General features: G+C 57.4%; 17 protein-coding genes. 9 read left to right on the top strand and 8 right to left on the bottom strand.

Annotated features, from left to right (window positions below):
- Window positions 1-171: 171 nt before the first annotated feature.
- Window positions 172-1,590: a glutamine synthetase family protein gene (locus NYE85_RS12170; RefSeq protein WP_259005022.1), complete on the bottom strand. Its 1,419-nt coding sequence runs from the start codon at window positions 1,588-1,590 to the stop codon at window positions 172-174.
- Window positions 1,591-1,949: 359 nt separating this feature from the next.
- Here NYE85_RS12170 and puuR point away from each other — a divergent pair, with 359 nt between their 5' ends.
- From puuR to NYE85_RS12150, 4 genes are all read left to right on the top strand, one after another.
- A complete protein-coding gene (gene puuR / locus NYE85_RS12165) occupies window positions 1,950-2,507 on the top strand; it encodes an HTH-type transcriptional regulator PuuR (protein ID WP_259005021.1) in 558 nt (185 codons plus the stop codon).
- 163 nt (window positions 2,508-2,670) lie between these two features.
- On the top strand, window positions 2,671-4,182 hold the full coding sequence (locus NYE85_RS12160) for a sugar ABC transporter ATP-binding protein (protein WP_259006311.1): 1,512 nt from the start codon (window positions 2,671-2,673) through the stop codon (window positions 4,180-4,182).
- Complete coding sequence (locus NYE85_RS12155) at window positions 4,179-5,174, top strand: ABC transporter permease (RefSeq protein WP_259005019.1); 996 nt, start codon at window positions 4,179-4,181, stop codon at window positions 5,172-5,174. The genes NYE85_RS12160 and NYE85_RS12155 overlap by 4 nt, the downstream gene beginning before the upstream one ends.
- A 243-nt stretch (window positions 5,175-5,417) precedes the next feature.
- Window positions 5,418-7,409 (top strand): ligand-gated channel protein, encoded by a 1,992-nt coding sequence (locus NYE85_RS12150; protein ID WP_259005017.1) that lies wholly within the window; start codon window positions 5,418-5,420, stop codon window positions 7,407-7,409.
- 53 nt (window positions 7,410-7,462) lie between these two features.
- On the opposite strand, the gene NYE85_RS12145 is transcribed toward NYE85_RS12150, so the two are convergent.
- Complete coding sequence (locus NYE85_RS12145; protein WP_259005016.1) at window positions 7,463-8,251, bottom strand: ABC transporter ATP-binding protein; 789 nt, start codon at window positions 8,249-8,251, stop codon at window positions 7,463-7,465.
- The gene (locus NYE85_RS12140) at window positions 8,251-9,333 is read right to left on the bottom strand and encodes an iron ABC transporter permease (protein ID WP_259005014.1); all 1,083 of its coding nucleotides are present in this window, start codon (window positions 9,331-9,333) and stop codon (window positions 8,251-8,253) included. The genes NYE85_RS12145 and NYE85_RS12140 overlap by 1 nt, the downstream gene beginning before the upstream one ends.
- 356 nt (window positions 9,334-9,689) lie before the next feature.
- Between NYE85_RS12140 and NYE85_RS12135 the strand changes: the two genes are divergently transcribed.
- Complete coding sequence (locus NYE85_RS12135; protein ID WP_259005013.1) at window positions 9,690-10,637, top strand: GGDEF domain-containing protein; 948 nt, start codon at window positions 9,690-9,692, stop codon at window positions 10,635-10,637.
- A gap of 38 nt (window positions 10,638-10,675) precedes the next feature.
- On the opposite strand, the gene NYE85_RS12130 is transcribed toward NYE85_RS12135, so the two are convergent.
- Both NYE85_RS12130 and yieE read right to left on the bottom strand, forming a co-directional pair.
- On the bottom strand, window positions 10,676-12,154 hold the full coding sequence (locus NYE85_RS12130) for an amino acid permease (protein WP_259005012.1): 1,479 nt from the start codon (window positions 12,152-12,154) through the stop codon (window positions 10,676-10,678).
- A 167-nt stretch (window positions 12,155-12,321) separates the two neighbouring features.
- Window positions 12,322-13,200, bottom strand: a complete 879-nt coding sequence (gene yieE, locus NYE85_RS12125; protein WP_259005010.1) for a DNA-binding transcriptional regulator YeiE — start codon at window positions 13,198-13,200, stop codon at window positions 12,322-12,324.
- Window positions 13,201-13,441: 241 nt separating this feature from the next.
- On the opposite strand from yieE, the gene NYE85_RS12120 reads away from it, so the two are divergent.
- Together NYE85_RS12120 and nfo are read left to right on the top strand one after the other, a co-directional pair.
- A complete protein-coding gene (locus NYE85_RS12120; RefSeq protein ID WP_259005009.1) occupies window positions 13,442-14,518 on the top strand; it encodes a YeiH family putative sulfate export transporter in 1,077 nt (358 codons plus the stop codon).
- Between the two features lie 101 nt (window positions 14,519-14,619).
- On the top strand, window positions 14,620-15,459 hold the full coding sequence (gene nfo, locus NYE85_RS12115) for a deoxyribonuclease IV (protein ID WP_259005008.1): 840 nt from the start codon (window positions 14,620-14,622) through the stop codon (window positions 15,457-15,459).
- An 80-nt stretch (window positions 15,460-15,539) separates the two neighbouring features.
- Here nfo and fruA read toward each other — a convergent pair whose 3' ends face one another.
- From fruA to fruB, 3 genes are read right to left on the bottom strand one after another with little or no spacing between them, the layout of a single operon-like run.
- Entirely contained in the window at window positions 15,540-17,231 is a 1,692-nt protein-coding gene (gene fruA, locus NYE85_RS12110) for a PTS fructose transporter subunit IIBC (protein WP_259005007.1), read from the bottom strand.
- A gap of 11 nt (window positions 17,232-17,242) precedes the next feature.
- Complete coding sequence (gene fruK / locus NYE85_RS12105) at window positions 17,243-18,184, bottom strand: 1-phosphofructokinase (protein ID WP_259005006.1); 942 nt, start codon at window positions 18,182-18,184, stop codon at window positions 17,243-17,245.
- A complete protein-coding gene (fruB, locus tag NYE85_RS12100) occupies window positions 18,181-19,314 on the bottom strand; it encodes a fused PTS fructose transporter subunit IIA/HPr protein (protein WP_259005005.1) in 1,134 nt (377 codons plus the stop codon). Before fruB ends, fruK begins: the two co-directional genes overlap by 4 nt.
- A 247-nt stretch (window positions 19,315-19,561) precedes the next feature.
- Here fruB and NYE85_RS12095 point away from each other — a divergent pair, with 247 nt between their 5' ends.
- Together NYE85_RS12095 and NYE85_RS12090 are read left to right on the top strand one after the other, a co-directional pair.
- Window positions 19,562-19,984 carry an NUDIX hydrolase gene (locus tag NYE85_RS12095; RefSeq protein WP_259005004.1) on the top strand — a complete coding sequence of 141 codons (423 nt, stop codon included), beginning with the start codon at window positions 19,562-19,564 and terminating at the stop codon, window positions 19,982-19,984.
- A gap of 276 nt (window positions 19,985-20,260) precedes the next feature.
- A complete protein-coding gene (locus NYE85_RS12090) occupies window positions 20,261-21,421 on the top strand; it encodes a NapC/NirT family cytochrome c (RefSeq protein WP_259005003.1) in 1,161 nt (386 codons plus the stop codon).
- Window positions 21,422-21,423 lie beyond the last annotated feature (2 nt).

Below are 21,423 nucleotides of genomic sequence, written 5' to 3'. Positions count from 1 at the left end.
GGCTATCTGCATTGGGGATATTTTGCATCAGAAAGCCTCTGGATGACAAGATCCAGAAGCCTTCTGACACAAATTCTTTTCGCGATCGACTGGAAAACCGCCTTACGGCTTAATAATTCCGCAAGTCATAGCACGAAAAGTTATTTAACTGCCCTTACTTTATACCTCTTTTCAGGCATTTTTCAACATCCAGTCAATCTCGGTTTCAGTCACCATACGCTCGAACTGCATCAGCTCGTCCGACTTGCAGGCATGATAGACATGACAAAAACGCTGGCCCAGATACCGTTGCATCGCCGGCTGCTCGGCAAACTCGTACAACGCGTCGCTCTGGCGAATAGGGAAAGGCTGCCCTTGCTGTTCCAGCCCGTTACCGGTCACCGGCTCGGGCAGCGGCAACGGGTGATCCAGGCCGTATAAAATGCCGCTCAGCACGGTTGCCAACACCAGGTAGGGATTGGCATCGGCGCCGGCAACCCGATATTCGACCCGGTGATTTTGCGGTTCGCCACAGGGAATACGCAACGCCACGGTGCGGTTGTTGTGACCCCATGACGCCTGCGTCGGCACGTACATCCCCGGCTGGAAGCGCCGGAAGGCATTGACGTTGGGCGCCAGCAGCGCCATTGACGCCGGCATCAGCGCAATCATCCCGGCCAGGGCGCGGTGCAGCAGCGCGGAGTCGCCGCCATCCGCATCGGCAAACAGATTGACCCCGTTGCCGTCCACCATGCTGATATGGATATGCATACCGCTGCCGGTATATTCCTCATAGGGTTTGGCCATAAACGTGGCATGCATATCGTGGTTTTCCGCCACCTGACGCACCAGCCTTTTCAACGCCAGCGCATGATCGCAGGCTTGCAGCACGTTGTCGGTATGGTTGAGATTCACTTCAAACTGGCCAGGCGAGGCTTCGGCCACCGCGCCGTCTGCGGGCAGTCCCTGCATTTGCGCCAGGCTGTCGATATCGTTCAGCACATCGGAAAAATGGTTCAGGTTGTCCAGAGAATACACCTGGCTGTGCACATTGCGTTCCTGCGTGCCAGGCGCACACGGCGGTTGCAGATAGCCTTCGGCATCGCGCTGTCGGTCAATCAGATAGAACTCCAACTCTACCGCTACCACCGGGAACATGCCGCGCTGGCGCAACATCTGCCACACTCGGTTCAGTACATTGCGGGGTTCAACGTCAAAGGGAGTGCCATCTTCATCCAGCATGGTCAGCAACAGCTGGCCGATATTTTCCGGATCCGCCGCCGACGGCGTCAAGCTGCCGGCTACCGGCATGCACACCCGGTCCGGCTCGCCCAGTTCCTGGCCCAGACCGGCCTCTTCCACCACGTTGCCCAAAATATCCATGGCAAATACCGAGGCGGGGAAGTAACAGCCTTTTTCCAGTTTGCTCAGCCCGGAGACGGGGATGCGTTTACCGCGGAAGGAACCATTGAGATCGGTGAGGAGAATATCGATATACTGCGTTGCAGGGTGGCGTTCCAAATAGTGAGCAACCTCACGTTGGAACGCGCTACTTCGCCTTTCTTCATTATGCTGTGCAAAATTTTCAACTGCTGCGATATGGGTTTGCATACATCACCTGCCATTATGCCCTGAAAAGACGCCGTGGCGCCCGCTTACCGAACGTTTAACATAGCTAATCAACTCTCTCTAGACAGCGCCCGCGGCCGGCGCTCAAAATAACATCCATAATATCAAACATAGCCTTAACAGAATTGGTTTGCAAATGTTACAATAGTGATTGATTATTCACCACTCGCTGCTAAATTGATAAAATATTGACCGAAAAGGCGATAGATTGTTTTGACAGACAGAATTTATTTCGGTGAGTCAGGTATCATCATGGGCAATATATTTTCCACCGGCATCGTCCTGCTGCCCTATGGCGGCATCCTTTCTGCCAGCCATCTCTTTTAGAAGGAAGTACCACTATGAGCGAAGTCAGCTTGGCGCCAGGTAAGCGCCTGTCGCAAATCCGTCAGCAATTGGGTTTGTCACAGCGCCGGGTCGCCGAACTGTCCGGGTTGACCCACAGTGCCATCAGTACCATCGAGCAGGACAAGGTCAGCCCTGCCATCAGCACTCTGCAAAAACTGTTGAAAGTGTATGGCTTGTCACTGTCGGAATTCTTTGCCGAACCGGAGCGGCTGGATCAACCAAAAGTGGTGATTGACGCCGACGATCTGATAGAAATCGGCAGCCAGGGCGTATCAATGAAACTGGTACATAACGGCAGCCCGACGCGCACGCTGGCGATGATGCTGGAAACCTACCCGCCAGGCACCACCACCGGCGAAAAAATAAAGCACCAGGGCGAAGAAGTCGGCACCCTGCTGGAGGGTGAAATCGTGCTGACCATCAACGGCCAGAGCTATTCTCTCAGCGCCGGCCAGAGCTACGCGATCAACACCGGTATCCCCCACAGCTTCAGCAATACCTCAACCCGCGTCTGCCGCATCGTCAGCGCGCATACCCCCACCACCTTCTGATCGCTGGCCATTTCCTGCCCGCTGCGCCACGCGGGCGGGGATTCGCCGATGCAACAACCATTTTCATCTCTCTTATGCCATTTCGTTCGTTGCCAAAACGGCAATCTATGTTACAAAAGAGCCACTTTAGCCATCTAAACACCTAAACGTCTTCATACATATGATGCCAACCCCTACGCCCTCCCGCCTGGAGATGCGCAATATCTCGATCGCCTTTGCCGGTTTCAACGCCCTGCAACAGGTGGACTTTACCCTGACGGGAGGATCCATCCATGCGTTGGTCGGTGCCAACGGTGCCGGCAAGTCGACGCTGATGGCGATCCTGTCCGGCGCCCATAGTCATTATCACGGCAATATCTTGATAGATGGCCAAGCGGTCGACATTCACTCACCGCTGCATGCGCGGCAGCATGGCATTCACGTAGTGCAGCAGGAAGTTGACGTCGCCCTGATCCCGACGCTATCGGTCGCGGAAAACATCATGCTCGACTGGCTCAATCAGCCCGGCCAGCTGTTGAACTGGCGTCAGTTGTACACCCAGGCGCAAGCCCTGCTCGCTCAACTGGCGTCGACCATCAACCCGCGACGGCGGCTGGCAGATTGCACGCTGGCGGAAAAGCAGCAGGTGCTGCTGGCACGCGCGCTATCGCACCGCTGCCGCTTTCTGGTGCTGGATGAACCGACCGCCCCGCTGGACCACGCCGAAAGCCAACGTCTGTTTACGGTGGTGCGCCGTTTGCAGTCTGAAGGCATCGGCATTGTGTTTATTTCACATCGTATTCATGAACTGAGCGAAGTCTGCGACCGCTTGACGGTGCTGCGCGATGGCAGACAGGTCAGCGAGGACACCATGCGCGGGCTGAGCGGCGAACAGATTGTCGAAAAAATGCTTGGCCATCGCCTGGACGACATCTTTCCACCGCGTCGCCCTACGCCACAGCCTCGGCCACTGCTGTCGGTACGCGGCCTGAGCGATCGCCATAAATTGCGCGACATTTCCCTGACGCTGCAACGGGGCGAAATTCTCGGCATCGCCGGTCTGGCAGGTGCTGGCAAAACCGAATTGTGCAAGGCGCTGTTCGGTGCCACCCCGGCACGCATCGAACACGGCGAACTGCACGGCAAACGATGGGTGCCAGGTTCGCCGCATCGTTGCGTTGCGCTAGGTATGGCGCTGGTGCCGGAGGAGCGCCGCAAACAGGGGGTGTTTATTGACGAAACCATTGCCATGAACCTGAGCGTTGCTGCCGACGATGGTTTTTGCCGCTGGGGCGTTTTCAGCCAGCGGCAGGCGCTGGACTGGGCGCAACGGGTCATCCGCCGCCTGGGCGTACGCGCCGCCGGGCCGCAGCAGAAGCTGGCGCGACTCTCCGGCGGCAACCAGCAAAAAGTGGCGATAGGCAAATGGCCGCGCGGCGATGCCGATCTGCTGATTTTCGATGAACCGACCAAGGGCGTGGACATCAAGGCCAAGCAGGATTTGTTTGCGTTGATAGACCAGTTGGCGCGTGACGGCAAAGGCATCATCTATGCCTCGGGTGAATTCTCCGAACTGGTTGGCCTGTGCGATCGCATTTGCGTGTTATGGGATGGCCGCATCGTGGCTGAACTCAATGCCGCCGATATTGATGAAGAAACCCTGTTACTGTATTCCACCGGAGGAATCCCAGCGTGAGTAAAGATCTTTCCCTGCCCAACGTGCAACCCTGGCGTCATCGGCTGTTCGAGTTTTTGTATAAATGGGGGATGCTGCTCACCGTCGTTGCTCTGGTCGCCCTGTTCGGCCTGGCGTCGGACAATTTTCTCGATCCCAACAACATCATCAATATTCTGCGTTCGATCGCCATCGTCACGGTGATCGCCATTGGCGTTTCCATTTCGCTGTCGGTTGGCGGGTTTGATCTTTCCGTCGGATCGACCGCGTCGCTGGCTAATGCACTGGTGATCTCGCTGTTTGTCTGGTACGGCTTTGGCACCACCGGGGCGATTATCCTGACGCTGCTGATATGCTGCCTGGTCGGTTTGTTCAACGCGTTTCTGATCGTGGTACTCAAGATCCCGGATATGCTGGCCACTCTCGCCAGCCTGTTCGTCATCCAGGGCGTGGCGATGACCTACAGTTACGGCGGATCAATCACCCAGAATATGCTGTTGCCCAACGGCGAGATGGCAGAAGGCGTCATTCCGCAGATTTTTTCCGCGCTGGGCCAGGTGCCGACGATCGTGCTGATCATGTTGGCGGTAACGCTGGTAATACAGCTGTTCCTGTCGCTGACCAAGCACGGACGCCGCATGTACGCGATCGGCGGCAATGCGGAAGCGGCGCGGCTTTCCGGTATTCGCACACTGCGTTACAGGGTTATCGCTTACGTGCTTTCGTCGCTGCTGGCGGCGCTTGGCGGTATTCTACTGGCGTCACGTATCGGCTCTTCGCAGGTCAACGCTGGCGGCGGTTATTTAATGGATGCAGTGGCGGCAGCCTATATCGGTTTTTCGCTGGCCGGGTCCGGCAAACCCAACGCCTTCGGCACGCTGATTGGCGCAATCATTCTTGGCGTGTTGCAAAACGGCCTGGTGATGCTGTCGGTACCCTACTACGCGATGGATATCATCAAAGGGTTGGTACTGGCGCTGGCGCTGGCCATCACCTACATCCAAAAGCGCTAAATCCCCCGGCACGCTAACAGCGTGCCGTTTCACCCTCGTTGGATTATTCCTGACCCACGCCCGATTAAATATATAAATGATACGAATTATCATTTGCATTTACATTCGTTTTTATTATCTTACAATACCCTTACGCACCACCACTCGGGCCTTTTCATCCACAGAGATGCAAGGGTTTTAATTTTTAATTCAGTAGGTTAACAGGCAGATCCGCCTGTTTCTCTGGCTAGGAATCGTTCATTCATGGAAACGCCAAACTATAATAAACTCGCCGCATTAATCCTTGCGTCATTTGCCAGCCACGCTGCCTTTGCAGCCAGCCAGGACGATCAACAGGACACCATGGTGGTTACCGCCTCCGGGTTCCAACAGAAAATTCAGGATTCAGCGGCATCGATCTCGGTGATCCCCCGTCAGCAACTGGAAGAAAAAGCCTATCGCGACGTCACCGATGCGCTGAAAGACGTGCCGGGCGTGGTAGTCACCGGCGGCGGCAGCAGCAGCGATATCAGCATTCGCGGCATGTCATCCAAATACACGCTGATTCTGGTGGACGGCAAGCGCGTCGATACCCGCGGTACCCGCCCAAACAGCGACAATGCCGGTATCGAACAAGGCTGGCTGCCGCCGCTGGAGGCCATCGAACGTATCGAAGTGGTACGCGGCCCAATGTCATCGCTGTACGGTTCCGATGCCATGGGCGGCGTGATCAACGTCATTACGCGCAAGACCGCCACCACCCAGGGCTGGAAAGGCTCGCTGCACGCCGACGCCACCTTCCAGGAGCGCCGCGATTCCGGCGATCTGTTCCAGACCAACGCCTATGCCTCCGGCCCGCTGATTGACGGCCTGCTCGGTCTGCGCGTCAACGGACTGCTGTCGCAGCGCGCCGAAGACAAGATCGTCAACGGCTACAACGAACAGCGCATGCGCAGCGGTACTGCGGTGTTCAGCCTGACGCCGGATGATCAAAACGAATTAGACTTTGAAATTGGCCGTTCCTTGCAGGATCGTAACAGCACTCCCGGCAAGTCGGTGGCCGTTGAACGTTGCAGCAAAGGCAAGTGCACCCCAAGCCAGGTGAGCGAAAGCCTGTATACCCGCACCAACTATGCGTTGACCCATAACGGCTACTATGATTTTGGCCATACCAACAGCTACGTTCAACGCGAAGAAACCAACAACCCCGGCCGTAACATGAAGATGTACAACACCATCTTCAATACCCAGAACCAGTTCGAGTTGGGCAATCATATGCTCAATCTGGGCGGCCAATATCGTTATGAAAAGCTGGCTGACGGCGGCAACAAGTTGGCAGCGGCGCAGGATGTGAACCAGCTGACGCGCTGGAGCTGGGCGTTGTTTGCCGAAGATGAATGGGCGTTGACCAACGACTTCAGCCTGACTACCGGTCTGCGGATGGATCAGGATCAAAACTACGGCAGCCATTGGACGCCGCGCATGTATGGCGTATGGCACCTGGCCGAACAGTGGACGCTGAAAGGCGGCGTTTCTGCCGGTTACCGCTCACCCGATCTGCGCCAGTCCTCGCCCAACTGGGGCCAGGCCACCGGCGGCGGCGTGCGCTCCGGCATTATCGTCGGCAACCCGGATTTGCAGCCGGAAAAAAGCCTGAGCGAAGAAATCGGCCTGATGTGGGATAGCCTCAAGGGTATCAATGGCGGCGTTACGGTATTCAATACCGACTTTAAAGATAAAATTACCGAAGTAAGGCGCTGCGAAGATACGCCTGATTGCATGATTGGCGCCACCCACTACGACTTTATCAGCGACCGCGTCAACGTTGATAAAGCCAACATGCGCGGCGTGGAAGCCACCTTCGGCTGGCAGATCGGCAAGGATTGGCAGTGGAACACCAACTACACCTATACCTCGTCCGAGCAAAAGAGCGGCCAGTTCAAAGGCAAGCCGTTAAACCAGATGCCCAAGCACATGATCAACTCGACGCTGGACTGGCAGGCAACCCACGACGTCAGCCTGTGGTCGCGCGTCAACTTCCGCAGTAAAACCTCGCAATACCTGAGCCGCACCTCGATCGCACAGAGCACCCCCTCATATACCTTCGTTGACATGGGGCTGAGCTATAAGGCGAACAAAAACCTGCTGGTGACCGGCGGGGTGTACAACGTTCTGGATAAAAACGTCAATTACGACGACTACAACACCACGCTGGACGGCCGCCGCTACACGGTGGGCATGACCTACAGCTTCTAACGGACAAAAGGCCCTGACGGGCCTTTTTATTCCGACGCTTGCTTTACCAGCCGTTACACCACCGGCTCGGTCACCAGTCCATCAATCAATACCTGCGGGGTACCCTGGGAGCAGCGCTCGATGCGACCGCGAACGCCATAGACCTGCGCCAGGCTTTGCGGCGTGATCACCTGCTCCGGCAGCCCGTCGGCGATCATATCGCCGTTTTGCAGCATCAGGACGTGGTCACCGTGGCGTAATGCAATGTTGATATCATGCACCACCACCACCGTCACGATATTGCGTTTGCGGGTTTCACGGCGCACCAAATCCATCACGTGAAACTGATAGTTCAGATCGAGCGCGCTGAGCGGTTCGTCCAGCAACAGCAACGACGGTTGACGGATCAGCGACTGCGCCAGGCCGACCAATTGTTTCTGGCCGCCGGACAGCTGATCCAGATAGCTCAGCGCCAGATGGGCGATACCGAGCTGTTCCAGCAGCGTCATCACCTCCGCTTCGCTGCCGGCATTGCTCCGGCCACCGGAGGCACGCTGCGCCACGATAATCGATTCCAGCACGTGCAAATGTACGCCGGCCGGCAGCGACTGCGGCAGGTAAACCACCTGCTCGGCACGACGGGCGAACGGCATCTGCATCAGATCATTGTTATCCAGCCACAGCTGGCCCTGCGCCGGGTTAAGGCCAGCCAGCGAGCGCAGCAGCGTCGACTTGCCGCTGCCGTTCGGCCCCAGCAGTACGGTAATCTTGCCGCGCGGCAGCATCGGCACCGACAGATCGACGATCACCGGTCGTTTTGGGTAACCGGCAGAAAAGCCGGCGATACGTAGGCCCTGGTTCATCAGACGTTCCCCCGGTGGCGCAGAATAATACTCAGGAAGAACGGCACGCCAACCAGCGAGGTGACAATACCAACCGGAATAATGATGCCCGGTACCAGGTTTTTCGACGCCACCGACGCCATCGACAGCACCAGCGCGCCGATCAGCGCACTGGCCGGCAGATAGAAACGGTGATCTTCACCAAACATCATACGCGCGATATGCGGTGCAACCAGCCCGATAAAGCCGATCGGCCCAACGAATGCCACCGCCAGTGCCGAAAGAATGCTGATGCGCAGCAGAGTCGCCAGTCGCAAGCGACGTACGTCGATGCCAAAGCTGACGGCACGATCTTCACCCAGACGCAGCGCGGTCAGTTTCCAGGAACTCATCATCGACAGCGGCAACAGCACGGCAAACGCCGCAAACAGTATGCCAAGCTTGTCCCATGAGGCCCGCGACAGGCTGCCCATGGTCCAGAACACCAGCCCCTGCAGGGTATCTTCACTGGCGATAAACTGCATCATCGATACCAGCGCATTGAAAGTGAACACCAGCGCGATGCCAAACAGCACCACGCCGGAGGTGGCAACCCGCGTCCAGCGAGTGATGCCGTCCAGCATCAGCGCGGCCAATAACGCAAAAACGAAGGCGTTGGCGGAAATAAACCACTGGGCAGGAACCCCCGGCAGGCCAATACCCAACACGATAGCCAGCGCGGCGCCGAACGCCGCCGCCGAAGAAACCCCCAGCGTAAACGGGCTGGCCAGCGGATTGTTGAGGATGGTCTGCATTTCTGCACCGGCCAGTCCCAACGCCATGCCAACCACCACCGCCATCAACGCGTACGGCAGACGAATGTCCCAGACGATGACCCGGGTGCCGGCATCGGCCGACGCAGGATCGATCAGCGTTTGCCAAAGGGAAGACAGCGAAAGGCCGGACGGCCCCATGGTAAAGTCCAGCAGCAGTGAGCCGGCGATCGCCAGCGCCAGAATCCCCATGATCATCAGGCGATGACGCAGAATATGCTGATAGTGCCCCATCACCTGGACGCTGGATTGCCCCTTTGCCTCTGGCAAAGGATCGGTGGTTACGCTCATTATTTTGGCTACCTGTTACGACGAAATGATTGCCACTGATCAACCCGGTGATTGCAGCGGAAAAGTGCGCAGCATCTGCGCAATAATAGGCGCTAACAATAAAGCAAACGATAATACTTATCAATCACAGCGATAGCCATGACAGCAAAAATTTCAGCGTAATTATTTGTTTTATAAATAGAATGACAGTTAGCTTCCCAATGAAAGCATATGTTTCACCAGGTTAAACATTCTGAAAAGCCCGTCGTCTCCCCCAGCGTTATGCACAAATAGCCAAAAAAGCACATAGAATCCCAGCTATGGCCGCAATTGAGCGCGCCGTTGCGGCCATATTAATAGGGATATAAAGAGGCTTTATGAGAACGTTACCCTCCGCCAACGCGGCAAAACGCCCGTTACTGCTGCGCTGGTTACTACACAGCCCGCTACACGCCGATGACTGCCGGTTCCAGAGCCAGATGCGCCAGGCATTACCCGTGTCCGTCAACGCGTGGTGGCTATATGTCGCCGGCGCGGTGCTGCTGGCGACGCTGGCTGTGCTGGCGGTACTTTCCGGCCGCTATGTATTGATGTCGGGCGCCGGTTTACTGGTGTGCGGGCTGGCATTCTGGCTGATGCAGCACCACGCCGCCGCGCCACGATTCGCCATGCTGGAAATTACGCTGCTGACCACGCCCTATCTGCTGACGATGCCGTTTTCCGGCGTACAGCACCTCTATCTGCTGGCAGATATTCTGCCATTGTGGTTATGGTTGGCACATGGGCTTATCCGACGTCATCACCGCCAGTTGGCGCAGAGCGTGCAGCTGGCAGCGGAGCAGCAACGGGTGGCTCATCGGGATCCGCTGACCGGCCTGCTCAACCGCACCGGTATCGAAACCATACTGGCCGAGATGTGCCAGTCTTCGCCAATCGCGCATTCCCTATCGCATATGTTCATTCTCGAATTCGGCCCTTTGTCGGCGCTGTATCAGAGTCACGGCGTGCAGATCGGTGATGACGTGCTGCGCACTGTCGGCGAACGCCTGAAAACGCTGATCCGCCCGAGCGATCATCTTTGTCACTATCTTGGCGGACAGTTTCTGATTCTGCTGCATGACCTGCCTTACGGCGCGGAAAAAGAGCTGCTGGCGCGCATTACGCCGCCATTGGCTGCGCCTTTTGGCTTCGGCGCGTTCGGCAGCGTCAGCCTGAGTCTGACGACCGGTATCCTGCTGTTACGGCCATGGCATGATCAAACGGTGGAAAGTCTGTTAACGGCGGCCCAGCAGGCGCTGGCGGAGGCAAAACGGGAAGGGAAATAACGCGGCACCATGGCGCCGCGTTTGGTCGGAACGGGAGGTTATTTCACGTCCATCTTCGGGAATTCCATTTCGCTGTATTTCACCACGCGGGTACCGCGCGTCAGCTTGTAACCGAACCAGATAATCAGGAACAGCGGAATACCGATGTAGGTGGCGGTCACGCCATACCAGTCGATTTTATCTTGCAGGAACGCCTGGTAGTTCTGGCCCAGGGTAATGATCAGGCACAGCACGAAAGCGAAGATCGGCCCCAGCGGGAAGAACCCGGAACGGTACGGTAAATCGCTCAGGTCACGCCCTTGCAGCATATAGCCACGGCGGAACCGATAGTGGCTGATGGCAATCCCCAACCAGGCAATGAAACCGGTCATGCCCGAGGTGTTAAGCAGCCACAGATACACCGACTGGTTGCCGAACATCGAGCTCAGGAAGCACAGGCCCGCCACCACGGTAGTGGCATACAGCGCATTACGCGGTACGCCGCCCTTTGACAACTTGGCGAAGATGCGCGGCGCCTTGCCTTCCGACGCCAGCGTGAACAGCATACGGGTCGAGGCATACATGCCGGAGTTGCCGGCCGACAGCACCGCCGTCAGAATAACCGCGTTCATGACCGCCGCCGCAGACAGCAGGCCGGCATGCTGGAATACCAGCGTGAACGGGCTGACGCTGATGTCTTTCACGTCGTTACGCAGCAGGCTCGGATCGGTATAAGGAATGATCAGGCTGATGATCAGGATGGCGAAGATATAGAACAGCAGAATACGCCAGAACACCTGACGCACCGCACGCGGGATATTTTTGCCCGGGTTCTCGGATTCACCGGCGGCGATGCCGATCAGTTCAGTCCCCTGGAACGAGAAACCGACGATCATCGCCACGCCTATCATCGCCGAAAATCCACCGGCAAACGGCGCATCGCCTATGGTCCAGTTTTGCCAGCCGGCATGTTCACCGCCCTGCAGGATGCCGACAATCATCAATACGCCAATGGCGATGAAGATGATGACCGTAGTTACCTTGATCAGCGAGAACCAGTATTCGGCTTCGCCGAAGCCTTTCACCGAAATGTAATTCAGCAGGAACATCAGACCAAGGAACAAGGCGCTCCAGATCCAGCCGGGCGTATCCGGGAACCAGTAGCTCATCACCAACTGCGAGGCGACCAGGTCAACGGCGATGGTAACCGCCCAGTTGTACCAATAGTTCCAGCCCAGCGCGAAGCCAAAGCCTTCTTCGACGTATTTGGCGCCGTAGGTGGAAAATGAGCCGGAAACCGGCATAAATGCCGCCAGTTCGCCCAGACTGGTCATCAAGAAGTACACCATCAGACCAATCAGCGCATAAGACAACAGCGCCCCACCCGGCCCGGCTTGAGAAACCGTTGCGCCCGAGGCGACAAACAGGCCGGTACCGATGGAACCACCAATGGCAATCATGGTTAAATGCCGCGCTTTTAGCTCGCGGCGTAGCCCGGGTGCTGGTTGCCCCGATGTTTTTATATCCTGCTGAGCCATTCTTACCCTATTTGCTCTTCAAAAAATGAGGGCGGATTGTAACAAATACCCGCCGACGCACTAGCAACATTGCAATGATATAAGATAGCTTCATAATTCAGAGGCAATTATTAGCAGCAACCTGATTTGCCCGACTTCGTATCATTAATGTGAAGCAGCACGGGTTTTTATGCTTGTGCAGGCAGGGTGCAATAGCTGAGAAAACGCGCAAGCGCGTTGGAAATATGTTTTTGTCGGTGATGGATCAAATACAGCGTGCGCATCAGCGGCGGCAGCGGCACCTGCAACTCCACCAGCGTGCCGGCCGCCAACTGCTCGCCAATCACCCGCCGTGACAGACAGCTGATGCCAATGCCGTGACGCACCGCGTGTTTGATCGCTTCCGAATTGCCAAGCTCCATCACCAACTGAAAATGCGGCAGATGGGCCAGCAACAGATGATCCAGCACTTCTCGCGTGCCGGAACCGCGCTCACGCAGGATCCAGGGGGCGTTGGCCAGCGCCTCCAGGCTTAGCGATCGTTGCGCCAACGGACTGTCCGGCGCGGCAAACACCACCAGCTCATCTTCCTGCCACGGCTGGGTAACCAGCTCCGGCATATGACACGGCCCTTCGATCAACCCCAGATCGACGCGAAAATCCGCCACCGCCCCAATCACATCCTGGCTATTGCCAACGTTCAACTCCAACGGCACATTGGGGTAATCCTGCCGGTAGTGCGCCATCATCGCCGGCAGCAGATAGTTGCCGATGGTACTGCTGGCAGCAATGCGCAACGCGCCGCCGTCATGACGAAACAGCTGTTCAATCTCACCGGCCTGTTCCAGCAGCGCCAGCGCTTTGGGATACAGTAAACGGCCATGTTCATTGATCACCAGCCGCTTGCCAACGCGATCAAATAACTGTACGCCAAGTTGCCCTTCCAGATCCGCCAGCGCCGCGCTGACTGCCGATTGCGATAACGCCAACACCACCGAGGCCTGAGTAGTCGAGCCGCTTTTCAGCACTTCGGTAAACACTTCCAACTGACGTAAGGTAATATGCATGGCCGTCTCGATAATGGGGTGAGCGGGCTATCTTGCGCCGCGTGAACGCCTGTCCGCTGATAAGCCAGCCTGTTTGTCCTGGAACCTGTGATTAAGATTATCACGTTTGGCCAAAACGGCTGTGGGCCCATCACGGCGGTTATACCACTTATTTAGATTGGTTATAAATATATAATCAATTTATCTTTTATAGTACAGCGCTATATCCTTGTCGGCAGAGAAACAGCACAAGGACTCATTTATGGCAACCCACACCACCCCACTGTTCCCCGAACGGCGTTTCCCGCTGTTTGGCCTGCCGCGCCTGGTACCCGGCCTGGCACTGACCGCCGCGCTGACCGCCATCGCCATCTGGGCCGGCGAAGTGCCGTGGATTGCCGGGCTGGGACTCGGTGCGCTGACGCTGGCGATCCTGTTGGGCATTGTGGTCGGCAATACGCTTTATCCGTGGCTGCAACCACGCTGTCACACCGGTGTGCAGTTGGCCAAACAGCGACTGCTGCGCCTGGGGATCATCCTTTATGGTTTTCGCCTGACCTTTCAGCAAATTGCCGACGTCGGCACCACCGGTATCATTATTGATGCCCTGACCCTCACCAGCACTTTTTTGCTCGCCTGCTGGCTGGGGAAAAAAGTGTTTGGTATCGATGGTCAGACCGCGATGCTGATCGGTGCTGGCAGCAGTATCTGCGGTGCCGCGGCGGTGATGGCGACCGAGCCGGTGTTAAAGGCCGATTCAAGTAAGGTGGCGGTCGCGGTCTCCACCGTGGTGGTGTTCGGTACCCTGGCGATTTTCGCCTACCCGTGGCTGTATCATCTCAACCAGCAGTTCCAGTGGCTGCCGTTTAGCCAGGAAACCTTTGGTATCTACACCGGCTCTACCATTCATGAAGTGGCGCAGGTAGTGGCCGCCGGTCATGCCATTGGCCCGGAAGCGGAAAATGCGGCAGTAATAGCAAAAATGATTCGCGTGATGATGCTGGCACCGTTCCTGCTGCTGCTTTCCGGCTACATCAGCCGCGGCGGTCAGGCGGATAAAAGTGAAAAGTCCGCCATCACCATCCCGTGGTTTGCGGTGTTGTTCATTGCGGTTGCCGGCTTCAACTCATTCAATCTGCTCCCGGCACCGTTAGTGCAACACCTGATAACCGCCGATACCTGGATGCTGGCAATGGCGATGGCCGCACTGGGCCTGACCACCCATATCAGCGCGGTGCGACAGGCCGGGGTCAAACCGATTCTGCTGGCCACGCTGCTGTTTGTCTGGCTGATTGTCGGCGGTGCTGCCATCAACCAACTGGTACAACATCTGCTGTAATCCCTGCCTACGGGCCCGAAAGCGGGTCCGTAATCCCTCCCCGCCTTCCAAATCTGCCGCTATCAATGCCATAATGACGCCGATAATACAGGAGAATGAAAATGAAGTTTGTCGGTGCACATGTCAGCGCGTCAGGCGGCGTGGATCAAGCAGTTATCCGCGCACACGAACTGGAGGCGACCGCATTCGCCCTGTTCACCAAAAATCAGCGTCAATGGAAAGCGGCACCGCTGCCTGCCGACGTGATAGATAAATTCAAGAGCGCCTGCGCGCAATACGGGTTCGGCCCGGGGCAGATCTTGCCGCACGACAGTTACCTGATTAACCTCGGCCACCCTGTCGCAGAAGCGCTGGAAAAATCGCGCGAAGCGTTTATCGATGAAATGCAACGTTGCGAACAGCTGGGGCTGACGTTGCTGAACTTCCACCCTGGCAGCCATCTGAAGCAGATCGACGAAGAGCGCTGTCTGGCACTGATCGCTGAATCGATCAATATCGCGCTGGATAAAACCCGGGGCGTCACCGCGGTGATTGAAAACACCGCCGGCCAGGGCAGCAATCTGGGCTTTAGATTTGAGCATCTGGCGGCGATCATTGACGGAGTAGAAGACAAGAGCCGGGTCGGCGTGTGCATTGATACCTGCCATGCCTTCGCCGCAGGTTACGATCTGCGTACCGAAGAAAACTGCGAGCAGACGTTCAAGGCCCTGGGCGACATCGTCGGCTTTAACTATCTGCGCGGCATGCACCTGAACGACGCCAAGAGCCAGTTCGACAGTCGGGTCGACCGCCATCACAGCCTGGGGGAAGGTAATATCGGTAAAACGGTGTTCAGCTACATCATGCGCGATGCGCGTTTCGACAATATTCCGCTGATCCTCGAAACCGTCAACCCGGATATCTGGGCGGAAGAAATCGCCTGGCTGAAGGCGCAGCAATAACCTCCCACCCCAACATCAGCAGATTACAACGCAAACCGGCCAGGATATCCTGGCCGGTTTGCGGGTATTGAGGCAGAGGATCATGCCACGCTGGTCATCGCCGCTTCAGGGCGTTTCAACACCGCATAAGATACCCCGGCCAGCAACGTCCCGGCGACTATCGCCAGCAGATACAGCAGCACCGGTGAAATTGCCCCCGGGATCAGCAGGACGAACAAGCCACCGTGCGGTGCCATCAGCTTGGCGCCGAACGCCATTGACAGCGCGCCGGTCAATGCACCGCCGGCAATGCAGCACGGCAGTACGCGCATCGGATCACGGGCAGCGAACGGGATCGCCCCTTCGGAAATAAAGCACAACCCCAGCACCAACGCCGCTTTGCCGCCTTCCTGCTCGGACTTCTCGAACTTGCGACGCGCCAGCAGCGTAGCCAGCCCCATCGCCAGCGGTGGCACCATACCGGCCGCCATGATCGCCGCCATTGGCGCATACACCGAAGAGCTCAGCAGCGCGACGCCAAAGGCATAAGCCGCCTTGTTCACCGGGCCCCCCATATCGGTACACATCATCGCACCGAGGATTGCCCCCAGCAGCACCGCATTGGCGGTTCCCAACGATTGTAGCCAGTGGGTCAGGCCTTCCATGATTTTCGCAACCGGCGTGCCGACCACGTAAATCATCACCAGACCGGTGATCAGGCTGGCAACCAGCGGAATGATCAGTATCGGTTTCAGCGCTTCCATACTCTGTGGCAGGCGCAGCTTGCCGCTGATCGCCTTGGCGACGTAACCCGCGAGGAAACCGGCAATAATGCCGCCGAGGAAGCCGGCACCGGTGCTCACTGCCAGCATGCCGCCGATCAGACCCGGCGTCAGGCCCGGACGATCGGCGATGGAAAATGCAATGTAACCGGCCAATACCGGCACCATCAGGGCAAAAGCGGAACCACCGCCAATCTGCATCAATGCTGCCGCCAGCGTGCCTTTCTCTTCGAACGCCTTGATACCGAACACGAACGACAGCGCGATGCACAGGCCACCCGCGACCACCATCGGCAGCATGTACGACACGCCGGTCAACAGGTGGCGGTATGGGCCGGCACTTTCCTTTTTCTTGCCAGCGGTGGAGGCGGCAGCGCCGCTTTTCTGCGGCTGGTACACCTCGGCTTCCGCCTGCGCCTTGTCCAGCTCCTGCGCGGTTTTCTTCAGCGCCAGGCCGGTAGAGGTGCGATACATCGGTTTACCGGCAAACTTGTCCAGATCGACTTCAATGTCGGCGGCGACAATCACCAAATCCGCCGCGGCCACTTCTTCCGGCGTGATGGCATTGCCTGCGCCCACCGAGCCGCGTGTTTCTACCTTCACCCACCAGCCACGTTTTTTCGCTTCACTTTCAATCGCTTCGGCAGCCATAAAGGTATGTGCCACGCCGGTCGGACACGCGGTTATCGCCACAACGCGTTTTTGACCGGCGGCTTGCGCCGGCACGGCTGCGACCGCCGGTGCCTGATACGGCTGAGCTTGCGCCTTGGCCGCAGCCAGGAAGGCCTCCGGCTCGCGCACCGCCTGCTCGACATCACCGAGGTAAAGCGCTTTACCGTTCAGCGCGGCGTCTGCCGGCACAGACTGCCCGGCCACCACCACCAGCTCGGCATCAGCCAGCGAGTCAACCCGTTGTAGCCCCTGTTTGGCCGCAGCCGCACTCAGCATGCGTTGCGCCAGGTGCCCACGGGCCTGTCCCAGCGAACTGTCTATCATCAGCAGCGTTTTCATTCTGCCTCCTGCTATTGATTAAAAGGTTTTAAATCGACGCGCGCCATCATCGCGGCCAACTGGGGACGGTCGGTCACGCCAACGTTGCTCTGGCTGACGGCCAGGGCGGCAACGGCGGTGGCCAAACGCAGCGTATGTTCGCTGGACTCACGCATCAGCAGACCATAGATCAGGCCGCCGACCATCGAATCACCAGCGCCGACCGTGCTGACCACTTCGCATGCCGGCGGTTTGGCAATCCAGGCACCCGAAGCATTCACCCACAGGGCACCTTCGGCACCCAGTGAAATCACCACGTGGGCAATACCCTGATCGCGCAGCGCATGGGCGGCTTCCACCACATCCGCCAGCGTTGGCAGGCGGCGACCGGCCCAGATTTCCAGTTCACGGCGGTTTGGCTTGACCAACCACGGTGCGGCCTTCAAACCGGCCACCAGCGCTTCGCGGCTGCTGTCGAAAATGATGCACGGACACTGGGCGCGCAAACGGGTCATCCAGTCAGTAAAGGCTTCCGGCGCGACGCCAGCCGGCAGGCTACCACTGACCGCCACCATGTCGAACTGGCCGAGCCAGCTCAGAGAGTCGCTGACGAAACGCTCCCAATCCTGCGGCGTTACCTCAAAGCCCGAAAAATTGAAGTCGGTCACTTCACCGTCTTTTTCCGTCAGTTTGACGTTGATGCGCGTACGCCCCGGCACCACCTGAAAGCGATTGGCAATGCCCAGATCGCTGAACAGCAATTGGAAGCCGTCCTGGTTTTCCTTGCCTAGAAAACCACCGACGGTGACGTCAATGCCAAGATCTTTCAATACCTTGGCAACGTTGATGCCTTTACCGGCGGCGTGCAGGCCGGCGGTTTTAACCAGATTCACTTCGCCACGCTCGATCTCGGGGCAAAACCCCACCAGATCGTAAGCCGGGTTCAGGGTGATGGTTGCGACTCTTCTGCTCATGCTGCGCCCTCGCCCAGTCCTTCGTTGATTGCCTCGCCGATGGTTTTCAGCGCGACTTCTGCATCTTCACCGCTGGCGGTAAAGCGCAGGCGATGGCCTTTTTTCACTCCCAGCGCAACTACTTTCATCAGGCTGCGCCCGTTGGCCGGCTTGCCGCTGCCGTCCAGGTTGGTCACGGTAATCTCGCTAGTGAACTGTTTGATCACGTTGACCAGCGCCGTTCCCGGCCGCGCATGCAGGCCATGTTCGTTGCGGATGATGTATTCTGCGGTCAGTACGGTGCTTTCCTCCGCCACCTCGCTGGTCAGCAATGCCAGCACTCCGGCGGCGTCAGCGTTCAGCAGACGTTCAGCTTTTTGCGCCAGCAGTAGATCGCCCAGATAGTTCAGCACCGTCAGCGGTTGCCGATCGGCCACGGCGACGGTCAGCAGCAACGCCACCTTTTCACCGTCTTCGTCGAACGCTGGGGCCGGACGGCTGACGGTGGCAGCGCTGCCCAGATTGCCTTCGGTGCTGTCGCTCAACCAGATGCCCTGTCCCAGGTTCAGCGGCTTGCGGGTAATGACGTCGCTGACGAACTCGGCGCTAACCGCGCCAATCTTTTGCAGACGACCGGCGTTCAACGCCTGCAGCGTCATCAGACTGTCGGCAGCAACATCAAGCGCAATCAGCGACGCGTCGAACTGGAATTCGGCCGCCTGTTTTTCACCCATCAGCAGGCTGCGCAGCTCGTTCGGCGAGGTGGTCTTCGCCAGTTGCTCCGCCACGCTGTCATCACTCAGCACGTGCGTCAGTTGGCGCAACAGCGCCAGGTGTTCGTCAGAACGCGCGGCAATGCCGATCACCACATAGGCGGTCTGGCCTTCGCCCCATTCGACGCCTTGCGGAAACTGAAACACCTGCACACCCGTGTTCAACACCAAATCGCGGGTATCGGTGGTGCCGTGGGGAATGGCAATACCATTGCCAAGATAGGTGGAGGTTTGCAGCTCGCGCTGCAACATACCGTCCACATAGGCGGCGCCGACGCAGCCAGCCTCGGTAAGGGCGGCCGCCACCTGCTGGATGGCGTCCTGCTTGCTGCCAGCGGCAGCGCCCAGGTGAATGTCTTGCTGTGACAACTGGAACATGGCTCTCCTCTCCTGCTGAATTGAATCGTTTCAGCTTCATTGAGAAAAAGGAGCGTTATCCAAACCAACCCAGTCAGTCCGATAACGCTGAAACGTTTCAAGGAGTGTGTAATCAGCCCATGCTGAAAGCAAGTTTTCTCCATCGGGACGTAGCAGATTTTTGAGCTTACGCACATTTTTCCCCACCATTCCCCCGGTGCGGCACAGAAGTGGCATAATTTGCTGAAATTTGCTGAAGGAGAAAAACATGAGCGTCATGACCGGCATAGGCGTGATCATCGTTAACGCACAGGGGCATATTCTACTGGGTAAACGCTGCGGCAAGCACGCCCCTTACTGGTCGATCCCCGGCGGGCATCTGGATGCCGGTGAGAGTTTTGAGCAATGCGCTCAACGAGAAGTGCTGGAAGAAACCGGCTTGCATATCGCGCCGCCGCTATTTATTGGCGTTTGCAATAACCTGCAAACCTGGCGTGAAGAAGGTAAACACACGGTGTCCATCTGCATGCTGGCGCAACACGCTGGCGGTGAGCCACAGCGTCTCGAGCCGGAAAAATGCGCGCAATGGTGTTGGTGCTCGCCCGACGCCCTGCCCGAACCGCATTTCGAAGCCAGCAAAATGGCCGTTACCCTGTGGCAACGCGGGCAATACTACTGCCAGGCGCGTTAATGTCATGTCCATCGCGGTATTTGTTGGCCGACACCACGCTGGTTACCCCGTCGATTACCCACCAGACAAAAGCCCAATCCTATCGCCCCTCGTTATATAAAATGAAACATAACGCTTTATTTTGCAGCAAATGTCGAATTATTACCTACAATTACCCCCAATGTGTTAGTAACACCAATAAATAGGCTTTATAATCGCATGGGTATATGGGGTTAATCCCCATCGGGATTTTTGGCAAGGCTTCTTCGGGATTTCATAATTATAAGTGGGTTCAATATGAGCAAAAAAACAACTGGCTTGGAAAAGCGGCGCCGGTGGGGATGGTTGTGGCTGTTACTCATTGGCATCGTTCTTGGCGCAGCGCTGTTGGCCGGCACTGCCACCGTCTTTCATAAAACCAGCGATACCGCTTTTTGCGTTTCCTGTCATACCATGCAGCAACCTCTCGCCGAATATCAGGGCAGCGTTCACTTCCAGAATACCAAAGGCATCCGCGCTGAATGCGCCGACTGTCACGTTCCGCACGAACCGCTGGAATATCTGTGGACCAAAATTCGTGCGGTGAAAGACATTTATGGCGAAATGGCCGGCACCATCAGCACGCCGGAAAAATACGAAGCGCACAAACTGGCGATGGCGCAGTCGGTGTGGAAAACGTTAAAAGAAAATGATTCCGCCACCTGTCGTTCATGCCACAGCTTTGACGCCATGGACATCACCGCACAAAGTGCTGAAGCGCGCGTGCAGCACCCGGTGGCGATCAAACAGGGTGAAACCTGCATCGACTGTCATAAGGGCGTTGCGCACATTCTGCCAGACATGAGCGGCGCAGCGCAGGCCGGAGCCGCCGAACTGGCGAAGGCGGCGGCTGAAACCTCGCCAACGGCCACCACGCTGTACACCATTGCGACCGAACCGTTCTTCTTGCAGCCAAACGACGAACACAACGCCGGCAATCTGATGCCTTCAACCGAAGTGCGCGTGGTGAAACAGGACGGTGACAAGGTGCTGGCCGAAGTGGCCGGTTGGCAACAGGACGGCGTCAGCGAAGTGTTCTATGCCGCACAGGGCAAGCGCATCCTCAGCGTATTGCTGGGTGAAGACGCGCGCAAGCAGCTGAAATCCGCCAACACCATGACCGACACAGAAACCGGGCTGGTGTGGCACCAGGTTTCCCTGCAGGTGTGGCTGCCGCGTAAGCAGCTGATTGACGATCAACAAAAAATCTGGCGCTACAGCGCAGACATGATGTCGGCCAACTGCACCGGCTGCCATGGTCTGACCGCGCTCGACCGCTTCAACGCCAACCAATGGATCGGCGTAATCAAGGGCATGGCTCCACGTACCTCACTGACGCAGGAACAGCTGCGTGTATTGACGCAATACGTGCAGAAACACGCCAGCGATATGCCACCGGCCACCTCGGCCAAGCTTTAAGG

The sequence above is a fragment of the Serratia sp. AKBS12 genome (genome assembly GCF_024793895.1).
Classification (GTDB): domain Bacteria; phylum Pseudomonadota; class Gammaproteobacteria; order Enterobacterales; family Enterobacteriaceae; genus Serratia_F.
The sequence above is the reverse complement of the archived record's forward strand: the minus strand, read 5'-3'. Positions and strand labels throughout refer to the sequence as shown.

What these genes read in the sequence shown, in the direction of transcription:
- NYE85_RS12170 (WP_259005022.1), bottom strand. Translation starts at nt 1,590, where the DNA reads ATGCAAACCCATATCGCAGCAGTTGAAAATTTTGCACAGCATAATGAA.
- puuR (WP_259005021.1), top strand. Translation starts at nt 1,950, where the DNA reads ATGAGCGAAGTCAGCTTGGCGCCAGGTAAGCGCCTGTCGCAAATCCGT.
- NYE85_RS12160 (WP_259006311.1), top strand. Translation starts at nt 2,671, where the DNA reads ATGCCAACCCCTACGCCCTCCCGCCTGGAGATGCGCAATATCTCGATC.
- NYE85_RS12150 (WP_259005017.1), top strand. Translation starts at nt 5,418, where the DNA reads ATGGAAACGCCAAACTATAATAAACTCGCCGCATTAATCCTTGCGTCA.
- NYE85_RS12145 (WP_259005016.1), bottom strand. Translation starts at nt 8,251, where the DNA reads ATGAACCAGGGCCTACGTATCGCCGGCTTTTCTGCCGGTTACCCAAAA.
- NYE85_RS12140 (WP_259005014.1), bottom strand. Translation starts at nt 9,333, where the DNA reads ATGAGCGTAACCACCGATCCTTTGCCAGAGGCAAAGGGGCAATCCAGC.
- NYE85_RS12135 (WP_259005013.1), top strand. Translation starts at nt 9,690, where the DNA reads ATGAGAACGTTACCCTCCGCCAACGCGGCAAAACGCCCGTTACTGCTG.
- NYE85_RS12130 (WP_259005012.1), bottom strand. Translation starts at nt 12,154, where the DNA reads ATGGCTCAGCAGGATATAAAAACATCGGGGCAACCAGCACCCGGGCTA.
- yieE (WP_259005010.1), bottom strand. Translation starts at nt 13,200, where the DNA reads ATGCATATTACCTTACGTCAGTTGGAAGTGTTTACCGAAGTGCTGAAA.
- NYE85_RS12120 (WP_259005009.1), top strand. Translation starts at nt 13,442, where the DNA reads ATGGCAACCCACACCACCCCACTGTTCCCCGAACGGCGTTTCCCGCTG.
- nfo (WP_259005008.1), top strand. Translation starts at nt 14,620, where the DNA reads ATGAAGTTTGTCGGTGCACATGTCAGCGCGTCAGGCGGCGTGGATCAA.
- fruA (WP_259005007.1), bottom strand. Translation starts at nt 17,231, where the DNA reads ATGAAAACGCTGCTGATGATAGACAGTTCGCTGGGACAGGCCCGTGGG.
- fruK (WP_259005006.1), bottom strand. Translation starts at nt 18,184, where the DNA reads ATGAGCAGAAGAGTCGCAACCATCACCCTGAACCCGGCTTACGATCTG.
- fruB (WP_259005005.1), bottom strand. Translation starts at nt 19,314, where the DNA reads ATGTTCCAGTTGTCACAGCAAGACATTCACCTGGGCGCTGCCGCTGGC.
- NYE85_RS12095 (WP_259005004.1), top strand. Translation starts at nt 19,562, where the DNA reads ATGAGCGTCATGACCGGCATAGGCGTGATCATCGTTAACGCACAGGGG.
- NYE85_RS12090 (WP_259005003.1), top strand. Translation starts at nt 20,261, where the DNA reads ATGAGCAAAAAAACAACTGGCTTGGAAAAGCGGCGCCGGTGGGGATGG.